Source organism: Sinobacterium norvegicum (genome assembly GCF_923077115.1).
Classification (GTDB): Bacteria; Pseudomonadota; Gammaproteobacteria; order Pseudomonadales; family Sinobacteriaceae; genus Sinobacterium; species Sinobacterium norvegicum.
The window spans coordinates 1-17,928 of record NZ_CAKLPX010000008.1 but is presented as its reverse complement, the minus strand read 5'-3'; the positions used below and the strand labels follow the sequence as shown (position 1 = coordinate 17,928).

The 17,928-nt window shown below is 51.7% G+C and carries 21 protein-coding genes and 1 riboswitch; of the genes, 8 read left to right on the top strand and 13 right to left on the bottom strand.

Annotated features, from left to right (window positions below):
* From L9P87_RS17480 to L9P87_RS17465, 4 genes are all read right to left on the bottom strand, one after another.
* A complete protein-coding gene (locus tag L9P87_RS17480) occupies positions 1 to 771 on the bottom strand; it encodes a CbtA family protein (protein WP_237446052.1) in 771 nt (256 codons plus the stop codon).
* Between the two features lie 91 nt (positions 772 to 862).
* Entirely contained in the window at positions 863 to 1,039 is a 177-nt protein-coding gene (locus L9P87_RS17475; RefSeq protein ID WP_237446051.1) for a CbtB domain-containing protein, read from the bottom strand.
* A gap of 31 nt (positions 1,040 to 1,070) precedes the next feature.
* A riboswitch (cobalamin riboswitch) is annotated at positions 1,071 to 1,267 on the bottom strand.
* Between the two features lie 23 nt (positions 1,268 to 1,290).
* Positions 1,291 to 1,608, bottom strand: a complete 318-nt coding sequence (locus L9P87_RS17470) for a hypothetical protein (RefSeq protein WP_237446050.1) — start codon at positions 1,606 to 1,608, stop codon at positions 1,291 to 1,293.
* Between the two features lie 278 nt (positions 1,609 to 1,886).
* Positions 1,887 to 2,486: a TetR/AcrR family transcriptional regulator gene (locus L9P87_RS17465; protein WP_237446049.1), complete on the bottom strand. Its 600-nt coding sequence runs from the start codon at positions 2,484 to 2,486 to the stop codon at positions 1,887 to 1,889.
* Between the two features lie 196 nt (positions 2,487 to 2,682).
* On the opposite strand from L9P87_RS17465, the gene L9P87_RS17460 reads away from it, so the two are divergent.
* From L9P87_RS17460 to L9P87_RS17445, 4 genes are read left to right on the top strand one after another with little or no spacing between them, the layout of a single operon-like run.
* Positions 2,683 to 3,477 carry an SDR family NAD(P)-dependent oxidoreductase gene (locus L9P87_RS17460; protein WP_237446048.1) on the top strand — a complete coding sequence of 265 codons (795 nt, stop codon included), beginning with the start codon at positions 2,683 to 2,685 and terminating at the stop codon, positions 3,475 to 3,477.
* A gap of 28 nt (positions 3,478 to 3,505) precedes the next feature.
* On the top strand, positions 3,506 to 4,621 hold the full coding sequence (locus L9P87_RS17455; protein WP_237446047.1) for a sulfotransferase family protein: 1,116 nt from the start codon (positions 3,506 to 3,508) through the stop codon (positions 4,619 to 4,621).
* 5 nt (positions 4,622 to 4,626) lie between these two features.
* A complete protein-coding gene (locus L9P87_RS17450) occupies positions 4,627 to 6,162 on the top strand; it encodes a hypothetical protein (RefSeq protein WP_237446046.1) in 1,536 nt (511 codons plus the stop codon).
* Positions 6,163 to 6,165: 3 nt separating this feature from the next.
* The gene (locus tag L9P87_RS17445; protein WP_237446045.1) at positions 6,166 to 6,960 is read left to right on the top strand and encodes an SDR family NAD(P)-dependent oxidoreductase; all 795 of its coding nucleotides are present in this window, start codon (positions 6,166 to 6,168) and stop codon (positions 6,958 to 6,960) included.
* Between the two features lie 124 nt (positions 6,961 to 7,084).
* On the opposite strand, the gene L9P87_RS17440 is transcribed toward L9P87_RS17445, so the two are convergent.
* Positions 7,085 to 7,891, bottom strand: a complete 807-nt coding sequence (locus L9P87_RS17440) for a PhzF family phenazine biosynthesis protein (protein WP_237446044.1) — start codon at positions 7,889 to 7,891, stop codon at positions 7,085 to 7,087.
* A 278-nt stretch (positions 7,892 to 8,169) separates the two neighbouring features.
* Between L9P87_RS17440 and L9P87_RS17435 the strand changes: the two genes are divergently transcribed.
* Entirely contained in the window at positions 8,170 to 8,880 is a 711-nt protein-coding gene (locus tag L9P87_RS17435) for a helix-turn-helix transcriptional regulator (protein WP_237446043.1), read from the top strand.
* A 114-nt stretch (positions 8,881 to 8,994) separates the two neighbouring features.
* Positions 8,995 to 10,134: a succinyl-diaminopimelate desuccinylase gene (gene dapE, locus L9P87_RS17430; protein ID WP_237446042.1), complete on the top strand. Its 1,140-nt coding sequence runs from the start codon at positions 8,995 to 8,997 to the stop codon at positions 10,132 to 10,134.
* 3 nt (positions 10,135 to 10,137) lie between these two features.
* Here the strand turns inward: dapE and L9P87_RS17425 are convergent, their stop codons facing one another.
* The 5 genes from L9P87_RS17425 to ung all read right to left on the bottom strand — a co-directional run bounded on the left by L9P87_RS17425 (position 10,138) and on the right by ung (position 14,866).
* A complete protein-coding gene (locus L9P87_RS17425) occupies positions 10,138 to 10,953 on the bottom strand; it encodes a class I SAM-dependent methyltransferase (protein ID WP_237446041.1) in 816 nt (271 codons plus the stop codon).
* Between the two features lie 117 nt (positions 10,954 to 11,070).
* Complete coding sequence (locus L9P87_RS17420) at positions 11,071 to 11,718, bottom strand: YiaD family glycine zipper/OmpA-like lipoprotein (protein WP_237446040.1); 648 nt, start codon at positions 11,716 to 11,718, stop codon at positions 11,071 to 11,073.
* Between the two features lie 110 nt (positions 11,719 to 11,828).
* Positions 11,829 to 12,788, bottom strand: a complete 960-nt coding sequence (locus L9P87_RS17415; RefSeq protein ID WP_237446039.1) for a hypothetical protein — start codon at positions 12,786 to 12,788, stop codon at positions 11,829 to 11,831.
* Positions 12,789 to 12,830: 42 nt separating this feature from the next.
* Positions 12,831 to 14,120 carry a hypothetical protein gene (locus tag L9P87_RS17410; protein WP_237446038.1) on the bottom strand — a complete coding sequence of 430 codons (1,290 nt, stop codon included), beginning with the start codon at positions 14,118 to 14,120 and terminating at the stop codon, positions 12,831 to 12,833.
* 62 nt (positions 14,121 to 14,182) lie between these two features.
* Positions 14,183 to 14,866, bottom strand: a complete 684-nt coding sequence (gene ung, locus L9P87_RS17405; protein ID WP_237446037.1) for a uracil-DNA glycosylase — start codon at positions 14,864 to 14,866, stop codon at positions 14,183 to 14,185.
* 113 nt (positions 14,867 to 14,979) lie between these two features.
* Between ung and L9P87_RS17400 the strand changes: the two genes are divergently transcribed.
* Positions 14,980 to 15,363, top strand: coding sequence for a group II truncated hemoglobin (locus L9P87_RS17400; RefSeq protein ID WP_237446036.1), 384 nt, complete (start codon positions 14,980 to 14,982; stop codon positions 15,361 to 15,363).
* On the opposite strand, the gene L9P87_RS17395 is transcribed toward L9P87_RS17400, so the two are convergent.
* Positions 15,360 to 15,659: a hypothetical protein gene (locus L9P87_RS17395; RefSeq protein ID WP_237446035.1), complete on the bottom strand. Its 300-nt coding sequence runs from the start codon at positions 15,657 to 15,659 to the stop codon at positions 15,360 to 15,362. The two genes, L9P87_RS17400 and L9P87_RS17395, sit on opposite strands and share 4 nt — an antisense overlap.
* A gap of 92 nt (positions 15,660 to 15,751) precedes the next feature.
* Here L9P87_RS17395 and L9P87_RS17390 point away from each other — a divergent pair, with 92 nt between their 5' ends.
* Positions 15,752 to 16,687, top strand: coding sequence for an alpha/beta fold hydrolase (locus tag L9P87_RS17390; RefSeq protein WP_237446034.1), 936 nt, complete (start codon positions 15,752 to 15,754; stop codon positions 16,685 to 16,687).
* A 230-nt stretch (positions 16,688 to 16,917) separates the two neighbouring features.
* On the opposite strand, the gene L9P87_RS17385 is transcribed toward L9P87_RS17390, so the two are convergent.
* Both L9P87_RS17385 and L9P87_RS17380 read right to left on the bottom strand, forming a co-directional pair.
* Positions 16,918 to 17,595: a transposase gene (locus L9P87_RS17385; RefSeq protein ID WP_237446033.1), complete on the bottom strand. Its 678-nt coding sequence runs from the start codon at positions 17,593 to 17,595 to the stop codon at positions 16,918 to 16,920.
* Positions 17,596 to 17,760: 165 nt separating this feature from the next.
* Entirely contained in the window at positions 17,761 to 17,928 is a 168-nt protein-coding gene (locus L9P87_RS17380) for a transposase (RefSeq protein WP_290368541.1), read from the bottom strand.

Genomic DNA, 17,928 nt, shown 5'->3' with positions numbered 1-17,928 from the left:
CTATGCAGCGCTCCTGGGTGACACCGCAGCCGCCAGATAAGGGCGTACCAGACGCCTAACTGCAAAGGCTGCCGACAGTCCTAGCACCAACCAAAACAGCAAATTTGTCAGGCCACTGGCCACCACGAACTGCTCATGCAACCTTGTCAGCGCGTCAACAGCGGCAGGATCCTCATGGCTAAACATCGGCAAATCAGCATGCGGAGCACCTATGATAAAGGGAACTGCAGCAACCAGCACCGCGGCGATTTTAACGATGACTGGTGCAAAAGCAGCTATCGCCAGTGCTGCGGCGGCACAGGCAACTGCCAGCACCCACCACACTTGACGGTATTCCAACGCAGCAGCCTCAACCCCTGGAATCTCTGGCGGCAAACCGATAGCAGGCCAGATAAAAAAGGCAATAAATCCTGATAAGCCCCAAAGCACACCGGCCGCCAATGTTGGGCTGACCAGTCTATGCACACTAAGCTGAGCCATCACGGCCAGCAACACTGCGGCAAATCCTATACCGGCTAACACATTCGACAGCAGGGTATATAAACTTCGCTCCAGCCCGTCCTTAGGCCCCCAGGCCTCTGTATCATGATGATGTGCCGCCACCCCCTCAGCATGACTATGTGACGCTACAGCAGCGACAGGTTCAGCGACCTCATAGCTTTCAGCAGCAAAGATAATCGGCACCACACTCAACAATTGAACCGCCGTTAATACAACGCCTGCCAGTAGACCTACCAAGATGGCATTAAAAATTATTCCACGAAAAAACATGATTACCCTCAACCATAAAAACACTCCCCCATCAAAAAATGATGGAGATGACTATTTAATTTTTAGCAAAAACTTGAGATTAAGCGCAGGCTTAATGACAGGGAAAAGCCAAAGAGTGACGGGTATCATGAGCGGCGTTATGCGCAACATCCATTGGTGAAAAACCAACGGAAAATAGCACTAAAAAGCCAAAACAGACTGCAGTCAAGGACTGAGAAAGAGTTGAAAACGAGGTTGTACCAGCAGAATTTACTACTTGAGTAGACATAAAACTTCCTTTGCACCCACCGTGCCGTATAAGGGTTAATAGTAAACAGGCCGGTCTTCGGGCTCAGAGAGGTATTACAACAACACTTGCGCCTTCCCAGATAGTCAATTACCCAGTGGCGATGCAAGCTACTCTCTTTTACCGATGCGGGGGCAGCGATGGAATTGCACGTATGCGACCATACTTCCCGATTATCCCACTAGGGGCACCTACTTAATTGTGCAGGCAATAATACGTATCTAACCCCAGTGTTACAAGCGACAATTTAAATTTATCCGAGCGAGCGGAAGCAGGCCATAGACAGTTTGATCAACATGATCGGCAGCCGTCACAATATCGACAGCCCAGCCTAATTGCGCTAAATCAGTATTCAATGTGGATTGATAAATCTGTGAACGAAACTGCAAATAACTGCAGTGTTCATCGTCATTTAGGTAGCGATACAGCGAGGGAAGAGTAAAGCAGAAGTCAGACCCTATGCGTTTCATTTCCGGAGGAAGCGCGACTGGAACCTGACCATTAATAATTTCTTCAAAAAACTCGATCAGAGACTGATACATTTTTTGCACAAATGAGAACTAAAAATAAAAATGTTATGAGGCTTAATCAAACTCACCGACACTTTTAATTTCTCGAACAAGCGAGAAGCCAACAGAAGACAAGCCAGTAACAGCGATAGCAATTAACACAACACTCATAACAACCTCAACTTTTCATTGGTTTAGACTCATTATTACCACAAATACCGACACCAGTAATACGGTTATATACTTATCAAGAAAACAATGAGTCAGTCAAGATCGAAAGGATCAAATAAATGTATTTAAATATCTAATATTGGCTAAAATTAACTGAACAAAAGACCTACCATTTGGTGACAACGCTTTCTCCGCCCCTCGGCGTCCTCAGCCTCTACGGCTAAAAATCCAAATATTGATGTGGTCGATATTTGTACCAATTCCTCTGGAGAATACCCCTTCGGTATATCCCCTGCCTGCTGGCCCTGCAAAATACTTTGATGCAGAAAACTGAACAGCGCGTTTTCGCTCCAGTTAGCTTTAGCGGGATGGCGGATAACAAAACCAAAAACCTCTCGCCGCAATGTCTGCGGCGTCCGCTCCAACAACTCAAAAATGGCATCGATCATCTTATGGATAAGATCCAAACCGGTAGCAGAGCCAATATGTTGCTGCATCAAACTCAAGGCTCGCTGCTGGGTCCGTAACTCAAGCTCTCGCAAAAAGTCCTCTTTAGTCGGGAAGTGAGCATAAATCGTTGGCCGCGTGACACCGGCCTTCTTGGCCACCGTGTCTATCTTCATATTAGCCAGGCCAACAGCTGAGATCTCAACCATCGCCGCCTTAAAAATGACATCCTGAGTCTGCAGCCTTAGCTGCTCTCTGCGGGGCAATGCCGAATGGTTGTCACCGTCTACTGCTTTACTCATAAATCTCCACACCTACCTAGCTACTCAACCCTATGGCCAAGCATTTCACCATCAGTATACCTATAGTCAGCAGGTTACGGCAGCCCTCTATAGAACCACAAATAACTTTACATGTGTAAAGTGTAACTTTACACATGTAAACAGTTTAACTAGTCTATCAACATCGTCAATAAGCGCTAATAACAAGAGGAATATTATGCCAAGCCTAGCAAACACGACAGCAATCATTACCGGAGCCGGCCAGGGTATCGGTCGCGGCGTAGCCCGTGCCTTTGCCGCTGAGGGCGCCAACATCGTTATTGCTAACCGTAATGAGGCTAAAGGCAACGCTGTTGCCGAGGAGATCAACCAACAGTTCAGTAACACCAAGGCCATCTTTGTCGCCACCGACGTGGCCAATGAGAGCAGCGTCGCCAACCTAGTGAATGCCACTGTCTCAGCGTTTGGCGGCATCGATGTGATTGTCAACAATGCCACCCCCAGTGAGGCGATCTCTCGACTGGAGAAGATGAACAGTGCATCGATGCAGCAGAACATGGCTGTCAATTGCATGGGACCCTTTTGGCTGATGCAGAAAGCCTTCCCCTACCTTAAGAGCAGCGGCAAAGGAAGAATCATCAATATGGCCAGCCTTAATGGCATCAATGCACATCAATATACCGCCGGCTACAACAGCTCAAAAGAAGCATTACGCGCGCTCAGTCGCACAGCGGCTGTTGAATGGGGTAAGTATGGTATTACCTGCAATATTGTCTGCCCTGCAGCGATTACTGAGCCCTGGTTGAATTTCGAAAAGTATGACCCCAAAAGCGCCCAGGCGTTAATGGACACCAAGCCAATGACTCGCATGGGCGATGCTGAAAATGACATCGGCCCCATTTGTACATTCCTGGCCAGCGAGCCCTCTCGCTACATCACCGGCAACACCATTCACGCCGATGGCGGCGGCCATATCAACGGCGTGCCATGGAAATTTGAGCTACCCGAATAACCCCCTTTTAACAGACCAAGGAACTAGCATGGCTATTTCACAATTTATTCCGCTACCGGTTTTTAAAAAACTGTTAAAAGAAAATAAAACCTCCGAACGCTCTCAAAAAAGATTAAAATCACGATTAAAATTCAGTCGCTTTATCGAACCTATTCGCTGGTACGAAAATATTCGCTACCGCGGCCTGATGGCTAAAACCGAGCTCAAGCAAGACCCAGTTTTTCTCCTCGGTTTTGGCCGCAGCGGCACCACTCACCTGCACTACTTGTTTTGGCAGGATCCACAATTTGGCGTCTTGAGCAACTACCAGGCCACCATGCAACCCATCGCCTTAACAGGTCGTGGCTGGCTGGCCAAGCTACTGGCCAATTCAATGCCCTCGACCCGGCCGATGGATAACGTCGCCATGTCGATGGATGCGCCACAGGAAGAAGAGCTGGCACTGGTCAATATCAGCGAGCACGCCTCGCTGCACTTTATGAGCTTCCCGCAGAACTTGGATGTCTACGACCGTTACGTGACGCAACTGGGCAGCAACCAAAAGCAGCTAAAAGCCTGGCAGGCTGGCTATATGCAGGTGGTCAAAAAAGCCACCATCCTCAACAATGGCCGGCGACTGGCACTGAAAACACCAAGCAATACCGGCCGTATCAAAGTACTTAACAGCATGTTCCCCGACGCCAAGTACGTCAACATTGTGCGCAACCCCTATCGCGTCTATCAATCGATGCTCAACATGTATCGCAAGGTTCTACCTTCTGAGGCACTACAGGAGATTGATTGGCAGGCGATTGACGCCTGGGTATTGGAAGCCTACAAAGCAACAATGAACAGCTACTTGGAGCAACGACAACTGATCCCTAAAGACAACCTGGTCGAGATTAAGTACGAGCAGTTGGACGAGACACCGCTGCCGATCCTAGAGGCTATTTACCAGCAATTAGATCTCGGTGATTTCAATGCTGTAAAACCAAAGTTCGAAGACTACCTAAACAATCTCGGCACATTTGAAAAAAATCAATTCGACTTCCCTGAGCACGTCATTAATACCGTCAATGAACACTGGGGTTTTGCCTTCGACGCCTTTGGCTATGAAAAAATTGAAGCCGGCGAAACATTGACCGAAGCATCACAACAAGGATAATAATCATGCCTCAAAGCCAATTTTCACAACGACTCAAAGCGCTACAAGATGGCGAGATTGCCATCAAACACGACTACAATGAATTCGTCGGTCACGCCGACGTTATTGCTCAACTGCTTGAGGTCGCCCCAGCGGCAATCAAAGATGACCTGCAGGCTCTTTACGACTTAATGGCCGAGGCCCGCGACGCCCAGGGGATGGCCGTACTCGGCATATTCCCCAAGCTGTGCGAACCCGAACTGGCCAATGTCGAGGGTCGCATCTCCGACTACATCGCCGAGACCACCGGTCAACGCTTGGATGACGGGCAATACGAAGCAGGTCGCCTAATCGGAGAGTCCCGCTGCCCAGCCTGGCCTGGCATTGGCAGCCCACTGACCAACAACCGCTTCCCCTATCTGTTAGACACATCGGCGTCGAACTATTTCAGCACCCGCTTCTGGCATGGCGATAACGCACCACCGGGGTTTCTTCAGGTACCCACCGGCGGCAAAGTGGTCTTCAAAGGCGAGTATCTTCGCTGTCGATATTTTGCCTTCCACCCCTCAGACTTCGACACCAACAATCTTAAAACGATTATCGATGAAGATATTGTACCGGACGATGGCAGCCAAAACCCTTTCACCCAGGTGGTCGAGGAAGGATACAACAGACGCTTCACCACCCAACTGGTCTTTACCCCTGAACCTGAAATGCCAGAATCAAACACCTCTTATGTCGGCATCAAGCGTAACGGCGGATTCAACCCGGCAGTGTTCTTGATTTTGCGCACCACCGACTCTGTGCTGGGCGCCATGCCACCTAACAGCACAGGTGTGCTGCTGCCCTCGGTGACGATTTACGATGCGGAGGGAAAGCAAGTCAGCCACTACGATGAGATCGACCCCTACCCCGCTGGCATAGAGCCAGCGGTGGAAACCACCCGATTCGCCTCCCTGCCCATACCTGATGCCCGTGCCATCAACTGGCCGGCCCGCTTCAGCACCAAGGCAAATTGGGGACTACCCTACGACATTCTTGCCAGCGACGACCTGCTCTATTTGGTCTCGCCCTATAGCCAGCACCTTGGCAACGTTTTTGTGGTCAGAGCGAAGGCCTTTAGTACTCCTCATCCCCCAAAGACTGCAGTCTATGCCGAGTGCAATGAGGCGCGCGGCTTTACCGTGACCACCTATAACTTCTGGGCCGGTATTTGTAATGACGCCGTCGTCGACCATCAAATTGCCCACGATGAGGATGGCTATTACAACCTGGTGGTATCGACCAAGGAGAACCGCCCGACCAATGCCACCGCAGAGCATGGCTATACCTGGGTCGACTGGGGCGACTACCTCGACGGCCAGCTCACCTTCCGCTTTCTGCTGCGTCAAAACCCGCGCCTGAAAGCCCTCAAGGTGGCCATCGAGACCGGCAAAGCCGATGCCGACATTGCCGATTTCGTACCCCGTGCAGGACACTGCAACAAGGCGGAATTCGAGCAACAAGGACATCAGGCCGTCGAATTTGAAATGCGTACACTGGCAGACTTGGACAAGGACTAAATCATGAGCGAAGCACTGCAACAACAAAATAGCTGGGCGTTGATTACCGGCGCAGCACAGGGGCTGGGCCTGGCCTTTGCCAAAATCTGTCTCGACAAAGGCTTCCACGTCTTGCTGCTCGACATCAATCAATCACTGCTCGAACAGACAGCCGATGAACTTCAGGTCGCCACATCGCTGCAGGTCGACACCCTTGTCGCCGACCTGTCCGATGACAACTTCATGGACGGGGTTATCAGTAACACCGCCGATAAACAGGTTGGTTTGCTGATTAACAATGCCGCATTGACTCGCCCCGACCTGTTCTTGGATGTCGAGGAATCGTTTATCTGGGCGCAGCTAAAAATCAATATGTTTGCCGTGGTTGCCTTAACCCGCCACTTTGGCGAACAGATGTGTCAGCGTGGCCAGGGCGGCATTATCAATGTCTCATCGCGCTCCGGTGAGTTTCCCGCGCCGTTTAGCGCCCTGTACAGTGGTGCCAAAGCCTTTGTCAGTAAGTTTTCTGAAACCCTGTGGTGGGAATTCAAGCAGCAGGGCGTCGAGGTTTTTACTCTCATACCCGACCGCACTGACACCCCCAGCTATCGCAAGTACGCCAACGCCGATGATGTCCTGGCTCAGTCGCCGGAAGACTGCGCCCAGGTCGCCTTTGACAACCTTGGCAAGCTCGCCTGTAAAATTGCCACCGAGAGCGGCGAGAAACAGAACGAGATGATGAAACAATTACCACTGGAACAGCTGATTGAATTAATAGCGGATAATTACATCAAGATGTTCGGTGTAAAAAAAGAATAGGTTGGGCGTACCCTCTTGCCGGATATCGACAAACCGTCTTATCGTCGATTGTTGTTCACTGTCCACGGCCAAAACGAAAAAAGGCTTAACCACAGGGTTAAGCCTTTTTTTATGCTGCTATTGCTTAGTCGGCCAGGGTAATAAAGCCCTCCAGATATTGCACTGCCTGACCAGAGACAACAACCTGCTGTCCGCTAACACGGCAGAGCAACACGCCCCCTCTGGCTGAGGCCTGATAAGCGGTTAACTGCGTTTTTTGCAGCACTTCTGACCAATAAGGCGCCAACCCGGCATGAATGGAACCTGTCACTGGGTCTTCATCACCACCATTGGCCGGCCAAAAATAGCGAGAGATAAAATCGTGATCGCTGTCATGATCGCCCTTGGCAGTCACCACCACATCAAAGGGCGCCAGCGTTTTTAATAATGCGAGATCAGGCGAGGCATTTAACACATCCTCAGCACGATCATAGACAACAAAATAGGCTTGTTCGCTTCGCAGAATCTGTACTGGCGGCAGCGGCGAAAATGCCTGCAATAATGCCTCAGGGGCTGACACAGCCTTGGGCAGGCGGCTGGGAAATGTCATATCGATAAAGCCATCTCGCCCCCGCCGAACGATTAACTCACCCACCGCCTTGGCCTTGAAGACCACCTCATCAATCACCGTATTCTGGCTAAACAGCACATGCGCAGCGGCGAGGGTGGCATGACCACAAAAGGCCACCTCGGTCAGCGGTGAGAACCAACGAATGTTATATCGGTGCTTACCATAGCCGACCACAAAGGCCGTTTCCGATAAATTATTTTCACTGGCAATCGACTGCATCAATTCATCACCCAGCCACTGCTCGGTAATAATAACCGCGGCAGAATTGCCATGAAAAGCGGTGTTGGTAAAGGCGTCGACGAATTGAGTGCGTAGTTTCAAAATGACCTCTTCGATTGTTTTTTACTATTATATTTAGGCAGTTACCCACAGTATGCCGCAGCAGCAGTGACGACACAAAACAAAGAAGACTGAGGATTGAATATAGCCCAGCTCGATAAAGCTGGCGTTGTAATAGGATCAGAGATCTGCCAGCGAGAAAATTCAACAGTTGTTGACTATGATTTAAAGCATAGATCAAAGAAAGCGACAAAATAGCGCTAAAAACCTCGATGAAATGCCATCAAAGGGGTTACAATCCTCTTATTTAGGCTCAACAAATGAAATATGACAACCTGAAGTTCAACCGCGCCGAAAAATTTACTGCCGCCGAACATGCGATACTCGAATCATTCTTCCCCGTTGTTGACGCCCTCGGTAACCTCTTGGGTGAAACCTGTGAGGTGGTCTTGCACTCACTGGAAGACACCGAAAAATCGGTGGTTAAATTCGTCAACGGTCACATCTCTGGCCGTCAAATGGGCGCTCCTATTACTGATTTATCGCTGCATATGCTCAATAAAATGCACGAAAACGGCGCCAATTTTGCCGACAGCTATTTCACCCGCGCCAAGAACGGCAAGCTCATGAAATGCACCACCGTGGCCATTCGCAATCTCAAGGGCGAGGCCATTGCGCTACTCTGTATCAACCTCAATCTTGACTCGCCAATGAGCAACTTTATCGCCGCGCTAACCCCCAGCCACCTGAACAAAATCACCGGCGAACAAGGGGTTACCTTCAACGAGGAAAACTCTCTTGAGGCCCAGCTTGAAAGAATCTCCGATGAGATTATCAAGGATCACAATATTGCCGCCAAGGAGAAGGTGCGCCAGATCATCTATCGCCTCTACCGCGACGATTTATTCGAGCTCAAAGGGGCGGTCAATACTGTCTCCACCTTTCTCGACATCTCGCGCCACACGGTCTATCTCTATATTCGTGAGTACCGCAAGAAGCACACGACGCTGGATTTCACCAAGCAAAAGTAGCAATCACAGCGTCACCAATTGAAAGATAATGCGCAGATAGTGGGAATCACCTAGAGTTCCGGTATACTGCGCCTGCTGTATCTATCTCATCCTATAATGAAAGAATACCTGTCCATGACTACCCTATCGAACACCTTAGCGCTTGCTCATCAACTCATTGCCATAGACTCTGTCACCCCTGACGATAAGGGCTGCCAAGACATCATGATTGAGCGACTGGCCGCCATTGGCTTTCGCATCGAGCGTCTGCGCTACGAGGATGTTGATAATTTCTGGGCCGTACGCGGTGACAGTGGGCCACTGCTGGCCTTTGCCGGTCACACCGATGTCGTTCCTACGGGGCCCGTCGCTGAGTGGCAATATCCGCCGTTTGAGCCGCAGATTGTCGACGGCATGCTATACGGTCGCGGTGCCGCAGACATGAAGGGCAGCCTGGCTGCCATGGTTACCGCCAGCGAAGAATTTGTCGCCAAGCACCCAGACCACAGCGGCCGCATCGGCTTCTTAATCACCAGCGATGAAGAGGGCCCGGCCACCAATGGTACGGTAAAAGTAGTCGAGCACCTGCAAGCCCAGGGCGAACACATCGATTGGTGTTTGGTCGGCGAACCATCGAGCACCAATAAAGTCGGTGATATCATCAAAAACGGCCGCCGCGGCTCCCTCGGCTGCGAGATGACGATCAATGGCACCCAGGGCCATGTTGCCTACCCGCACCTGGCCGACAACCCGATTCACAAGGCGGCGCCAGCACTGGCCGATCTCAGTCAGGAGCACTGGGACGAGGGCAATGACTATTTCCCCGCCACCAGTTTCCAGATTTCCAATATCAATGGCGGCACCGGTGCCACCAACGTCATTCCCGGCACTCTCTCGGTCGTCTTCAACCTGCGCTTCTCGACTGAACTCAGCCCCGAGGTGATCAAACAGCGGGTGGTATCCATCCTCGACAAGCACGGCCTAAACTACGAGCTCAACTGGAACCTCAGCGGCTTGCCGTTCTTAACCGAGAAAGGCCGCCTGGTCGATGCCATCTCTGCCGCCATTGAATCCGCCACCGGATACCAGACCGAGCTGTCCACCGCCGGCGGCACATCGGACGGCCGCTTTATCGCACCGACTGGCACCCAGGTGGTTGAGGTTGGTCCGGTCAATGCCACCATCCACAAGGTCGATGAATGCGTCAAGGCCGAAGACCTGGATAAACTGCATGACATCTACTGCGCCACACTGGTCAATATGCTGGCTCAATAGGCCTTATTTAAACGCCTTCAGTGGGTAGATGTCGTAACGCGACGACTTACCCATCAGCTGAAAACCCGGTTTAACACCGGGCAGAGGCTCGCCCTTTCTCGGCCGCTTAACCGCCACGCGGTAACCGGCGGCATTGATTGCCGCCGCCAACAGCGCCTCGCCATCCATATCCTTACCGACCACCTGCTGAAACGCCTGCATCTCTTTTTTCACCGCCGCCGACTTCTTGCTGGCCGGAAACATCGGGTCCAAATAGATCACATCGGCCAGCGGCGACGTTGCCGCCGCCATCACCTCGATGGCATCGCCGTGATGCAACTGCATTCTGCCGACAATTTGCTGCAACTCACCATCGCCGAATTCGGCAGCACGTTGCAGGCCATCGGATAACAGCTGAGCGACTATCGGCGAGCGTTCATACAGCGACATCTGACAACCCAGAGTCGCCAACACGAAGGCATCCTTACCCATGCCGGCAGTGGCATCGAGCACGGAGGGGGTGACCCCCTTGCCAAAGCCAACGGCCTTGGCAATCATCTGCCCCTTGCCACCACCGTGTAAACGGCGATGTGCCACGGCGCCGGCGCCAAAATCGGCGATAATATCGCCGCCCTTGCCGCCCGCCATGGCCAGCCTTAGGCCGTCATCGGAGACCATTAAGACATACTGATCCTTCGGGCACTGCGCCAGGCTTGCCACCACCGTCGAACCCACTGCCCCGGCCAGTAGCGCGGCACGCTCATCACAGCCGGGCTGACAGCTAAACACCGGAGTCGCCATCGCAGGCATTAACAGAGAAGAAGTTGTGTCGGTTTTCATAGGGCTCGATGTGGGTCAGCGAATAATATCTGCATTATAACAACAGACTGAAGCGCGGATAAAACCTCAGGCATAAAAAAGCCCGGCTAATGCCAGGCCAGTCAAGCTGACAACTGTTTACAGTGGCAACAGTTCGAGCTCTACTCGGCGGTTAGCCGCGCGACCCTGAGTACTGCTGTTAGAGGCAATAGGGTAACGTGGGCCATAGCCCTGGGTCTGAACACGACCCGCCTTAACACCCTGGGTAATCAGATAGCGGCCGACACTGTTGGCGCGCTGTTCACTGAGGGTTTGGTTCATCGACGAGCTGCCGGTAGAATCGGTGTGACCGCCGACGCGCAAGACGGTGCTGTCAAACTCTTGCACCACAATATCGATCGAGTCTAATACCGGATAAAAGTCTGAGCGAATGTCAGAGCTGGAGCTGGCAAAGGTGATATTGCCCGGCATAATCAGCCGAATATTATCACCCTCACGCTGGATTCTTACCCCGGTGCCTTCAAGTTTGGCGCGCAATGCCGCCTCTTGGCGATCCATGGTATAACCAATACCGCCACCGATGGCACCACCGGCAGTGGCACCAATCAACGCACCTTTTCCACGGTCTTTCTTGCTCGATGTCGCCACACCAATTAACGCACCGGTCACCGCGCCAATACCTGCACCCTTGGCAGTATTGCTGACTTTTTGTTCGCCGGTATATGGATCGGTACTCATACAAGCCGTTAACATTACCGCCATGCCCAGCACTACAATTTTCTTCATCCTACAACCCTTACTCACTTATAATAATTACACCACATAATAACGCTGTTAGATTTTAAAATCAGCGATGCAGCTTACATTATCAACGTGAAGTAATAGATTATTTTTTATCAACCTAAGGATTCTGCCAGCAGATTGATATCATCTTGGGCCAACACAGCCTCGAGAAAACTGCAGTTATGCAGCAGTGCCTGCATGTACAGATTGTCGCCACCAAAATGCTGCTCGGCATAGCGATAAACCCCCTCAAAATACCCTTCGAGACGGGTTTCAATGGCGGTGTGCACAAAGCCCGGCGTCTTGCTTAACAAATCCAAGGCGCTGCTATAAACAACGTTTATCGTGCCGTTTTTCTCGACACTCTTGGCGACACCGCCTTTTTCGAACTCATCGAATAAATGATCGCGACACTTGTTGAGGTAATCCGCGTCAGCCATCTGTGCCACCAAGTCTGCGGAACCGACCAGATAACCGAGCTTACGACAAACAGGATTGGCGAGCTCAATTTCATCGGGCACAATTTCATAGCCGGTAAATTGCACCAATTTTTTGGCCAGCGGCACCCAATCTTCATGGCCTATCTCGGTTAAATAATCGGCCAGGAAACGCGCGCTGCGGGTGACATGGATACGAGTATATTCGGCACCGTCTAAGTGACGGGTATCGCCCCGGCGACGGATATAGCCAGAGTCGTGAAACAGCGCCACCAGAATACCCAATTCAATACGGCGGGCTCCTAACGCTTGCTCAGAGCCGCAGTGGCTCTGCTCATAACCATCCATCAAACGGGCGCAGGCCAACGTCACATCGAGCACATGTTGCAAGTCATGGTAACCGGTTTCACAGCCAAAAAAGCCCTGACGCTTGCCGTGATACATCGCCTCTAAATCGGCAAAGGATTGCCGAATCAGCGCCGTATCGAGATCATCATAGAGCGGGCTGAGAATAGCCACCACGGCCTCACAAACCTGCGTCGTATCGGACACCGCAATAGTATTGGTAACATCGAAGCCCCGGCGATGAGGGTGACGCAGCTTTTGGCCAGGCACTGCCCTTTGCGGCAAGGTCATCGTGTGATTCTCGCGGCCGTAGACACCAATGTTAACCGTTTTTTACTCTCCATGAGTATTCAAGCCTTTTTGCTGTTCTATCCGATCTCTCAATTGCCGACGCTGACTACTCTCTTGTCGGGCATACCGCCGCTGCTCTATCACTTCTCGCTTTTCTTTAGAGCGTCGCTGCATGCCCAGAATAATGGCCTGACCATTCGACATATGTATATTTATTCTTACATTATAAGTTTTTCGGGTCATGCCGTGCTTGTCTGTTATCGTGAAGGTCTTCACAGTTTCGCCACCCGAGGCACCGGTTTCGCCGGTTAAGTAGCAACGAACCTCCAAAATCTTGTCCTCGGTCAGTGACCAGTCTTTTAACGAGGCGAGCTTCTTACGGGCACGCTCGACAAAACGCGGGGTGTCAACATCGATAAGATACGCCCCCTCGCCGCTGGATGTTGGAACGGATGTCTCAAAATCCCCCATCACAATTTGACCCGGTGAGGCACCATCGAGCATCCGCGCCAATTCGATGGTAACGTCGCCGACAATATAGCTAAACATGGTCGGATTCAGCCCCTCGGCCTGGTAGAACTCGTAATGACTGCCCATGTGAAAACCGGTGCGGATCAGCGGCACGGTGTTGCCGACGGCGCGGCGACGGGCAATGGCGTTATCCATGACTACTAACAGCATAAACAGGTAGAGGTTGAGGCTGGCCTCCGGGGTGTTGTCGCGACTCCAAATATAGAAGCCATCACCGGTGGTGGTCCGGGTGAAGTTGATCTCGATATGCTGCTTTAACAGCTTGTGATAGGACGAGTTAATTGAATAGGACAGACTGTTTAACTGACTGGTTTGCTCGAAGGGGGTGAACAGCGAGAAATCGACAATATCAAACAGCAATACCGCCCGCTTATCGACATAACTGATGCTGTAGCGGTGCAGCAACTCCTCGACCAGCGACTGGGCGGCACCATCATCGGCAATCGGCACCGGCAGGTCGATGGCAATTGGCTCCAGCCCAAGGCGCTTGGCCGTGCCATTAAACGCCTGTGCCTTCATATAGCGTCGGCCAGAAATCAATTTTTTGATAAACAAGCCGTTCAATGCCTCGAGACGGCTGTCGACGGCGGTCTGATTGAGCGCGGCGGTATACTGTGCCAGAAAATAGTGGGGCGCCATTAACAGCTCGATGCCCTTGGCCGTGGTACGCCAGCACAGCACAATGTTCTGCCCCAGGCCCCAGTGCTCACGAATAGCCGCCTCTAGAAACTTCAGATTGCCGCGCTGTAATATGCCAATGGCGACACCGTGTTGCTCGGATAAACTTTCCGAATCACTCATAGCTCTTCCCTAAGGCCTGTATCGGCCTCCACCCAAATACTTATTTATTTGATATATCAGTATTATAGCTGCCAGTCGATGGCATCTCGACCCCGTTGTGATAAATATTTATTGGCCTGTGAGAATGGCTTGCTGCCCCAAAAACCACGGTAGGCCGATAATGGCGACGGGTGCGGCGCCATCAACACCTTGTGGCGACGGGGGTCGACGTTCTTCGCCTTCTTCTGCGCGGGCGCCCCCCACAGCAGAAATACCACATCCTGGCACTGTTGATTAATCGCCTCGATAATCGCATCGGTCAGGGTCTCCCACCCCTTCCCCTTGTGGCTTGCCGCCTGGCCCTGCTCGACGGTTAGCACATTATTGAGCAGCAATACTCCCTGCTGTTGCCAACGCTCGAGGCAGCCGTGGGACGGTGCTTCGACCCCGAGGTCATCGGCCAGCTCCTGATAGATATTGCGCAGTGACGGCGGAATCTTCACCCCCGGCAACACCGAGAACGACAGGCCGTGGGCCTGGCCTGCGCCGTGGTAAGGGTCCTGGCCGAGGATAACCACCTTGACCTCATTCATCGGCAAGCCTTTAAAGGCATTAAAGATGGCGGCGTTATCGGGAAATACCGTCGCCTGTCGCTGGCGCTGCGCCAAGGTTTTTTGCAGCGCCACCATGTAATCTTGCGCCAGTTCAGGGTTGATCACTCGCTGCCAGCTCGAGTCTAACTCCTCGGTTAATGCCTTAAGATTCATTGCGCCACACTCTAAAATTACGTTAGATCAATTCTAACAAAAATTTATAGCAATCTAATATCGCAATGGAGGGGATTTTCTTACAATAGGGCAAAAGATAATGAGGAAAGACCATGTCCACCCCCTACCAGCTACTCGGTCAAGAAGATGGCATCCGCGCCCTGGCCAACGCCTTTTATGAGGCGATGGATGAATTGGAAGAGGCCCAGCCGATTCGTCGCATGCACGCCGACAACCTCGATGCCATCAAAAACAGTCTGTTTATGTATTTAACCGGCTGGTTGGGCGGACCGCCATTGTATGCCGATGCCACCAGCAGCGTCTGCCTAACCACACCGCACAAGGGCTTTAGTATCGGCGAGAAAGAGCGCGACCAGTGGTTGCTGTGCATGGACGCGGCGCTGGAGAAAATCAACGCCAGCGATGAGGTAAAAGCCATGCTGAAAGAGCCGATGTGGCAACTGGCCGATTTTATTCGCAACAACGATAAAGGCTAAAGAATACCGTTAAAGGCAATGCCCTTGGCGGCCAGGTGTTGCTTGACCAGGCCATCGAAGGATTCCTTGGCCATTAATTTCCAGCCCTCACCCACGGTGGGCTGGGCCAGCCACCAGATGGGATTGACCCGCAAATAGTGAAATTCTCGATCCTCGGGTAACTCTAAGACGACAAAAATGCCCTCGTCGAACTTCTCCAGCAAAGATAATGTGGCCGCGATCAAACTGTCGGTTACCTCTTCGCCGTCGGTATAACGCACATCGGCGTAAGCCGCTCTGCCCTGATCAATATCCACACCTGCTCCCAATAAAATCACTCTAAGACAACCGATTATAACCATTAAACTGTTAGAATCGATGCCTTTATTTTCACCACGCCAGTATCCGTATGATGTCAGCCGCACAAACTCGTCAGTATCCACCACAGACACGCAGCCTCAGCCTCGATGATGGCACCCGCCTGAACATTCTCGACTGGCGACAATACTGCCAACACCGCGACCGCCCCTGCGCCATTCTGCTACACGGCTTTACCAATAACAGCCATATTTGGCAGCCGCTGGCCGACGACATCGCCACCGCTCAACCGCTGATTGCCATCGACTTCAGAGGCCACGGCGACTCGGATTGGGACCCCGAGCTTCGCTATCAGCACGACCAGTTGATGGCCGATGTGGCGGCGGTATTACAACAGTTGGCCATTGGCCAGCACCACTTAATCGGCCACAGCCTGGGCGCCAGAATCGCCCTGTTACTGGCCGCCGAGCACAGCGATAAGGTGGCCAGCCTGACGTTGATCGATACCGGCCCCGATGTCGGCGACAACGGCGCCGCCAAAGTCAGAGTCGATGCCGAGGCGATGCAGCAGGACTTTGCCAGCCCAGAGGCATTCAGCCACTATTTGAAGAGTATTTATGTCTTTGCCCAAGCCGCCGCGGTGGCGGCGTTGTGTCGGCACGGGTTGAAGGCGACAGACGATGGCCGCTATCGGGTCAAGACAGACCCCGGCTTTGCCAAGGTGCTGTGGAAACCGGGCGAAAGACGCCACGATGCCAGCGATTTAACCGCACCAAAGAACCAGCAGCTGTGGCTGGCGCTCGACACCATCGACGCCGCCGGTATTCGCTGCCACGTCATCCGCGGCAGCATATCCGCCATCTTACGGGCCAAGACCGCCAACAAAATGCTCGAGCAGCACTTGATCAAAGGCGGTCAGTTAACCACCATCAAACGCGCCGGCCACGCGGTGATCTGCGACAACCCCGGCGACACAGTCGCCGCCATCGGCGAGTTTTTAATGTCGCCGCCGCGACGAGAGCAGTAATCCCAGCCACAAAAAAAGCCGCTTCTCTCGAGGCGGCCTTCGTTGTTACTATCCCTGTAGCACTCATATCCTTATGTGTGCAGTATCGTCCTGATGTGTTCTATTATCCCTAAATCGAGATGAATCAGTAGTGGTTAATACGTATAGCCTCTGTGAGACATTACCCATAACAATTCCAATATTCTTTACGGGGTGTATTATATTTAGGGTCAGAGTAAAAACTAATCCTATTACTTTGGCCCTCTTTTCAACAACCGCTGTCGCCTGCCGCCCAAAACCTCAAGCTCTTCTTTAAATCGTTCACAACCCAGTGCCATCCCTCGTTTTGCCGACAACCTGATATCACTCAGCAGCGCCTCTTCAACCTGGCCAGCAAACAACGCCCTATATCTTACCTCTCTCGTCAACTGGGTCTTTGCAAGGCTCACATATTGCTCATGCGGCTCCCACATAGCAACAGCCTGACCAAAGGCATGACATCGATAACTGGACCAATGATAGTCCGCCGGATCCCTCACCATCCCTGCCCGAACAGGGTTTAGTTCAATATACTGCTGACAGACAAGAAAATAGCCCTCGCTCTGCACTGGACATGATTTAAATCGCCCCTCAAACAAAGTACCTGTGCGCTGGTATTGATGATTGAAGTAGCGGACATAATGCCGCCCAATAAACTGCATAAAGCGGGATATGGCATCATCTTCTTGTGGGGTAACGAGCAAATGAACATGGTTGGTCATCAGAACCCAGCTATGAATACGCACATCGTATCGAACTGCAGCCTCGTGAAGCCAATAGGCATAAGCTGCCATATCCTCATCCGAGCCAAAACAAACCTGACGATTGTTACCACGCTGAATCACGTGTTGAGGGATACCCTTTGGGGTATATCGCTTAAGCCTTGCCATTACGTTCATCCTTGAACGATTGAGTATTCTTTAGTTTAGCTTCTATTTAGGGGCAGAGTAAAAACTAACCTTGAACATCCACACTGAAGAGACGATCGCCTCAAGAAAAGGCAATAGTTTTTACTCTGACCCTAAATATTTGTACTCTGACCCTAAATATTGGCCTCAAGAAAAGGCAATAGTTTTTACTCTGACCCTAAATATTCGATGATTGAAGTAGCGGACATAATGCCGCCCAATAAACTGCATAAAGCGGGATATGGCATCATCTTCTTGTGGGGTAACGAGCAAATGAACATGGTTGGTCATCAGAACCCAGCTATGAATACGCAC

Coding starts and splice junctions, on each gene's coding strand:
- ung (WP_237446037.1), bottom strand. CDS start 14,866: ATGAATCTTAAGGCATTAACCGAGGAGTTAGACTCGAGCTGGCAGCGA.
- L9P87_RS17455 (WP_237446047.1), top strand. CDS start 3,506: ATGGCTATTTCACAATTTATTCCGCTACCGGTTTTTAAAAAACTGTTA.
- L9P87_RS17435 (WP_237446043.1), top strand. CDS start 8,170: ATGAAATATGACAACCTGAAGTTCAACCGCGCCGAAAAATTTACTGCC.
- dapE (WP_237446042.1), top strand. CDS start 8,995: ATGACTACCCTATCGAACACCTTAGCGCTTGCTCATCAACTCATTGCC.
- L9P87_RS17465 (WP_237446049.1), bottom strand. CDS start 2,486: ATGAGTAAAGCAGTAGACGGTGACAACCATTCGGCATTGCCCCGCAGA.
- L9P87_RS17445 (WP_237446045.1), top strand. CDS start 6,166: ATGAGCGAAGCACTGCAACAACAAAATAGCTGGGCGTTGATTACCGGC.
- L9P87_RS17480 (WP_237446052.1), bottom strand. CDS start 771: ATGTTTTTTCGTGGAATAATTTTTAATGCCATCTTGGTAGGTCTACTG.
- L9P87_RS17415 (WP_237446039.1), bottom strand. CDS start 12,788: ATGACCTTGCCGCAAAGGGCAGTGCCTGGCCAAAAGCTGCGTCACCCT.
- L9P87_RS17390 (WP_237446034.1), top strand. CDS start 15,752: ATGATGTCAGCCGCACAAACTCGTCAGTATCCACCACAGACACGCAGC.
- L9P87_RS17425 (WP_237446041.1), bottom strand. CDS start 10,953: ATGAAAACCGACACAACTTCTTCTCTGTTAATGCCTGCGATGGCGACT.
- L9P87_RS17420 (WP_237446040.1), bottom strand. CDS start 11,718: ATGAAGAAAATTGTAGTGCTGGGCATGGCGGTAATGTTAACGGCTTGT.
- L9P87_RS17450 (WP_237446046.1), top strand. CDS start 4,627: ATGCCTCAAAGCCAATTTTCACAACGACTCAAAGCGCTACAAGATGGC.
- L9P87_RS17385 (WP_237446033.1), bottom strand. CDS start 17,595: ATGGCAAGGCTTAAGCGATATACCCCAAAGGGTATCCCTCAACACGTG.
- L9P87_RS17400 (WP_237446036.1), top strand. CDS start 14,980: ATGTCCACCCCCTACCAGCTACTCGGTCAAGAAGATGGCATCCGCGCC.
- L9P87_RS17410 (WP_237446038.1), bottom strand. CDS start 14,120: ATGAGTGATTCGGAAAGTTTATCCGAGCAACACGGTGTCGCCATTGGC.
- L9P87_RS17460 (WP_237446048.1), top strand. CDS start 2,683: ATGCCAAGCCTAGCAAACACGACAGCAATCATTACCGGAGCCGGCCAG.
- L9P87_RS17475 (WP_237446051.1), bottom strand. CDS start 1,039: ATGTCTACTCAAGTAGTAAATTCTGCTGGTACAACCTCGTTTTCAACT.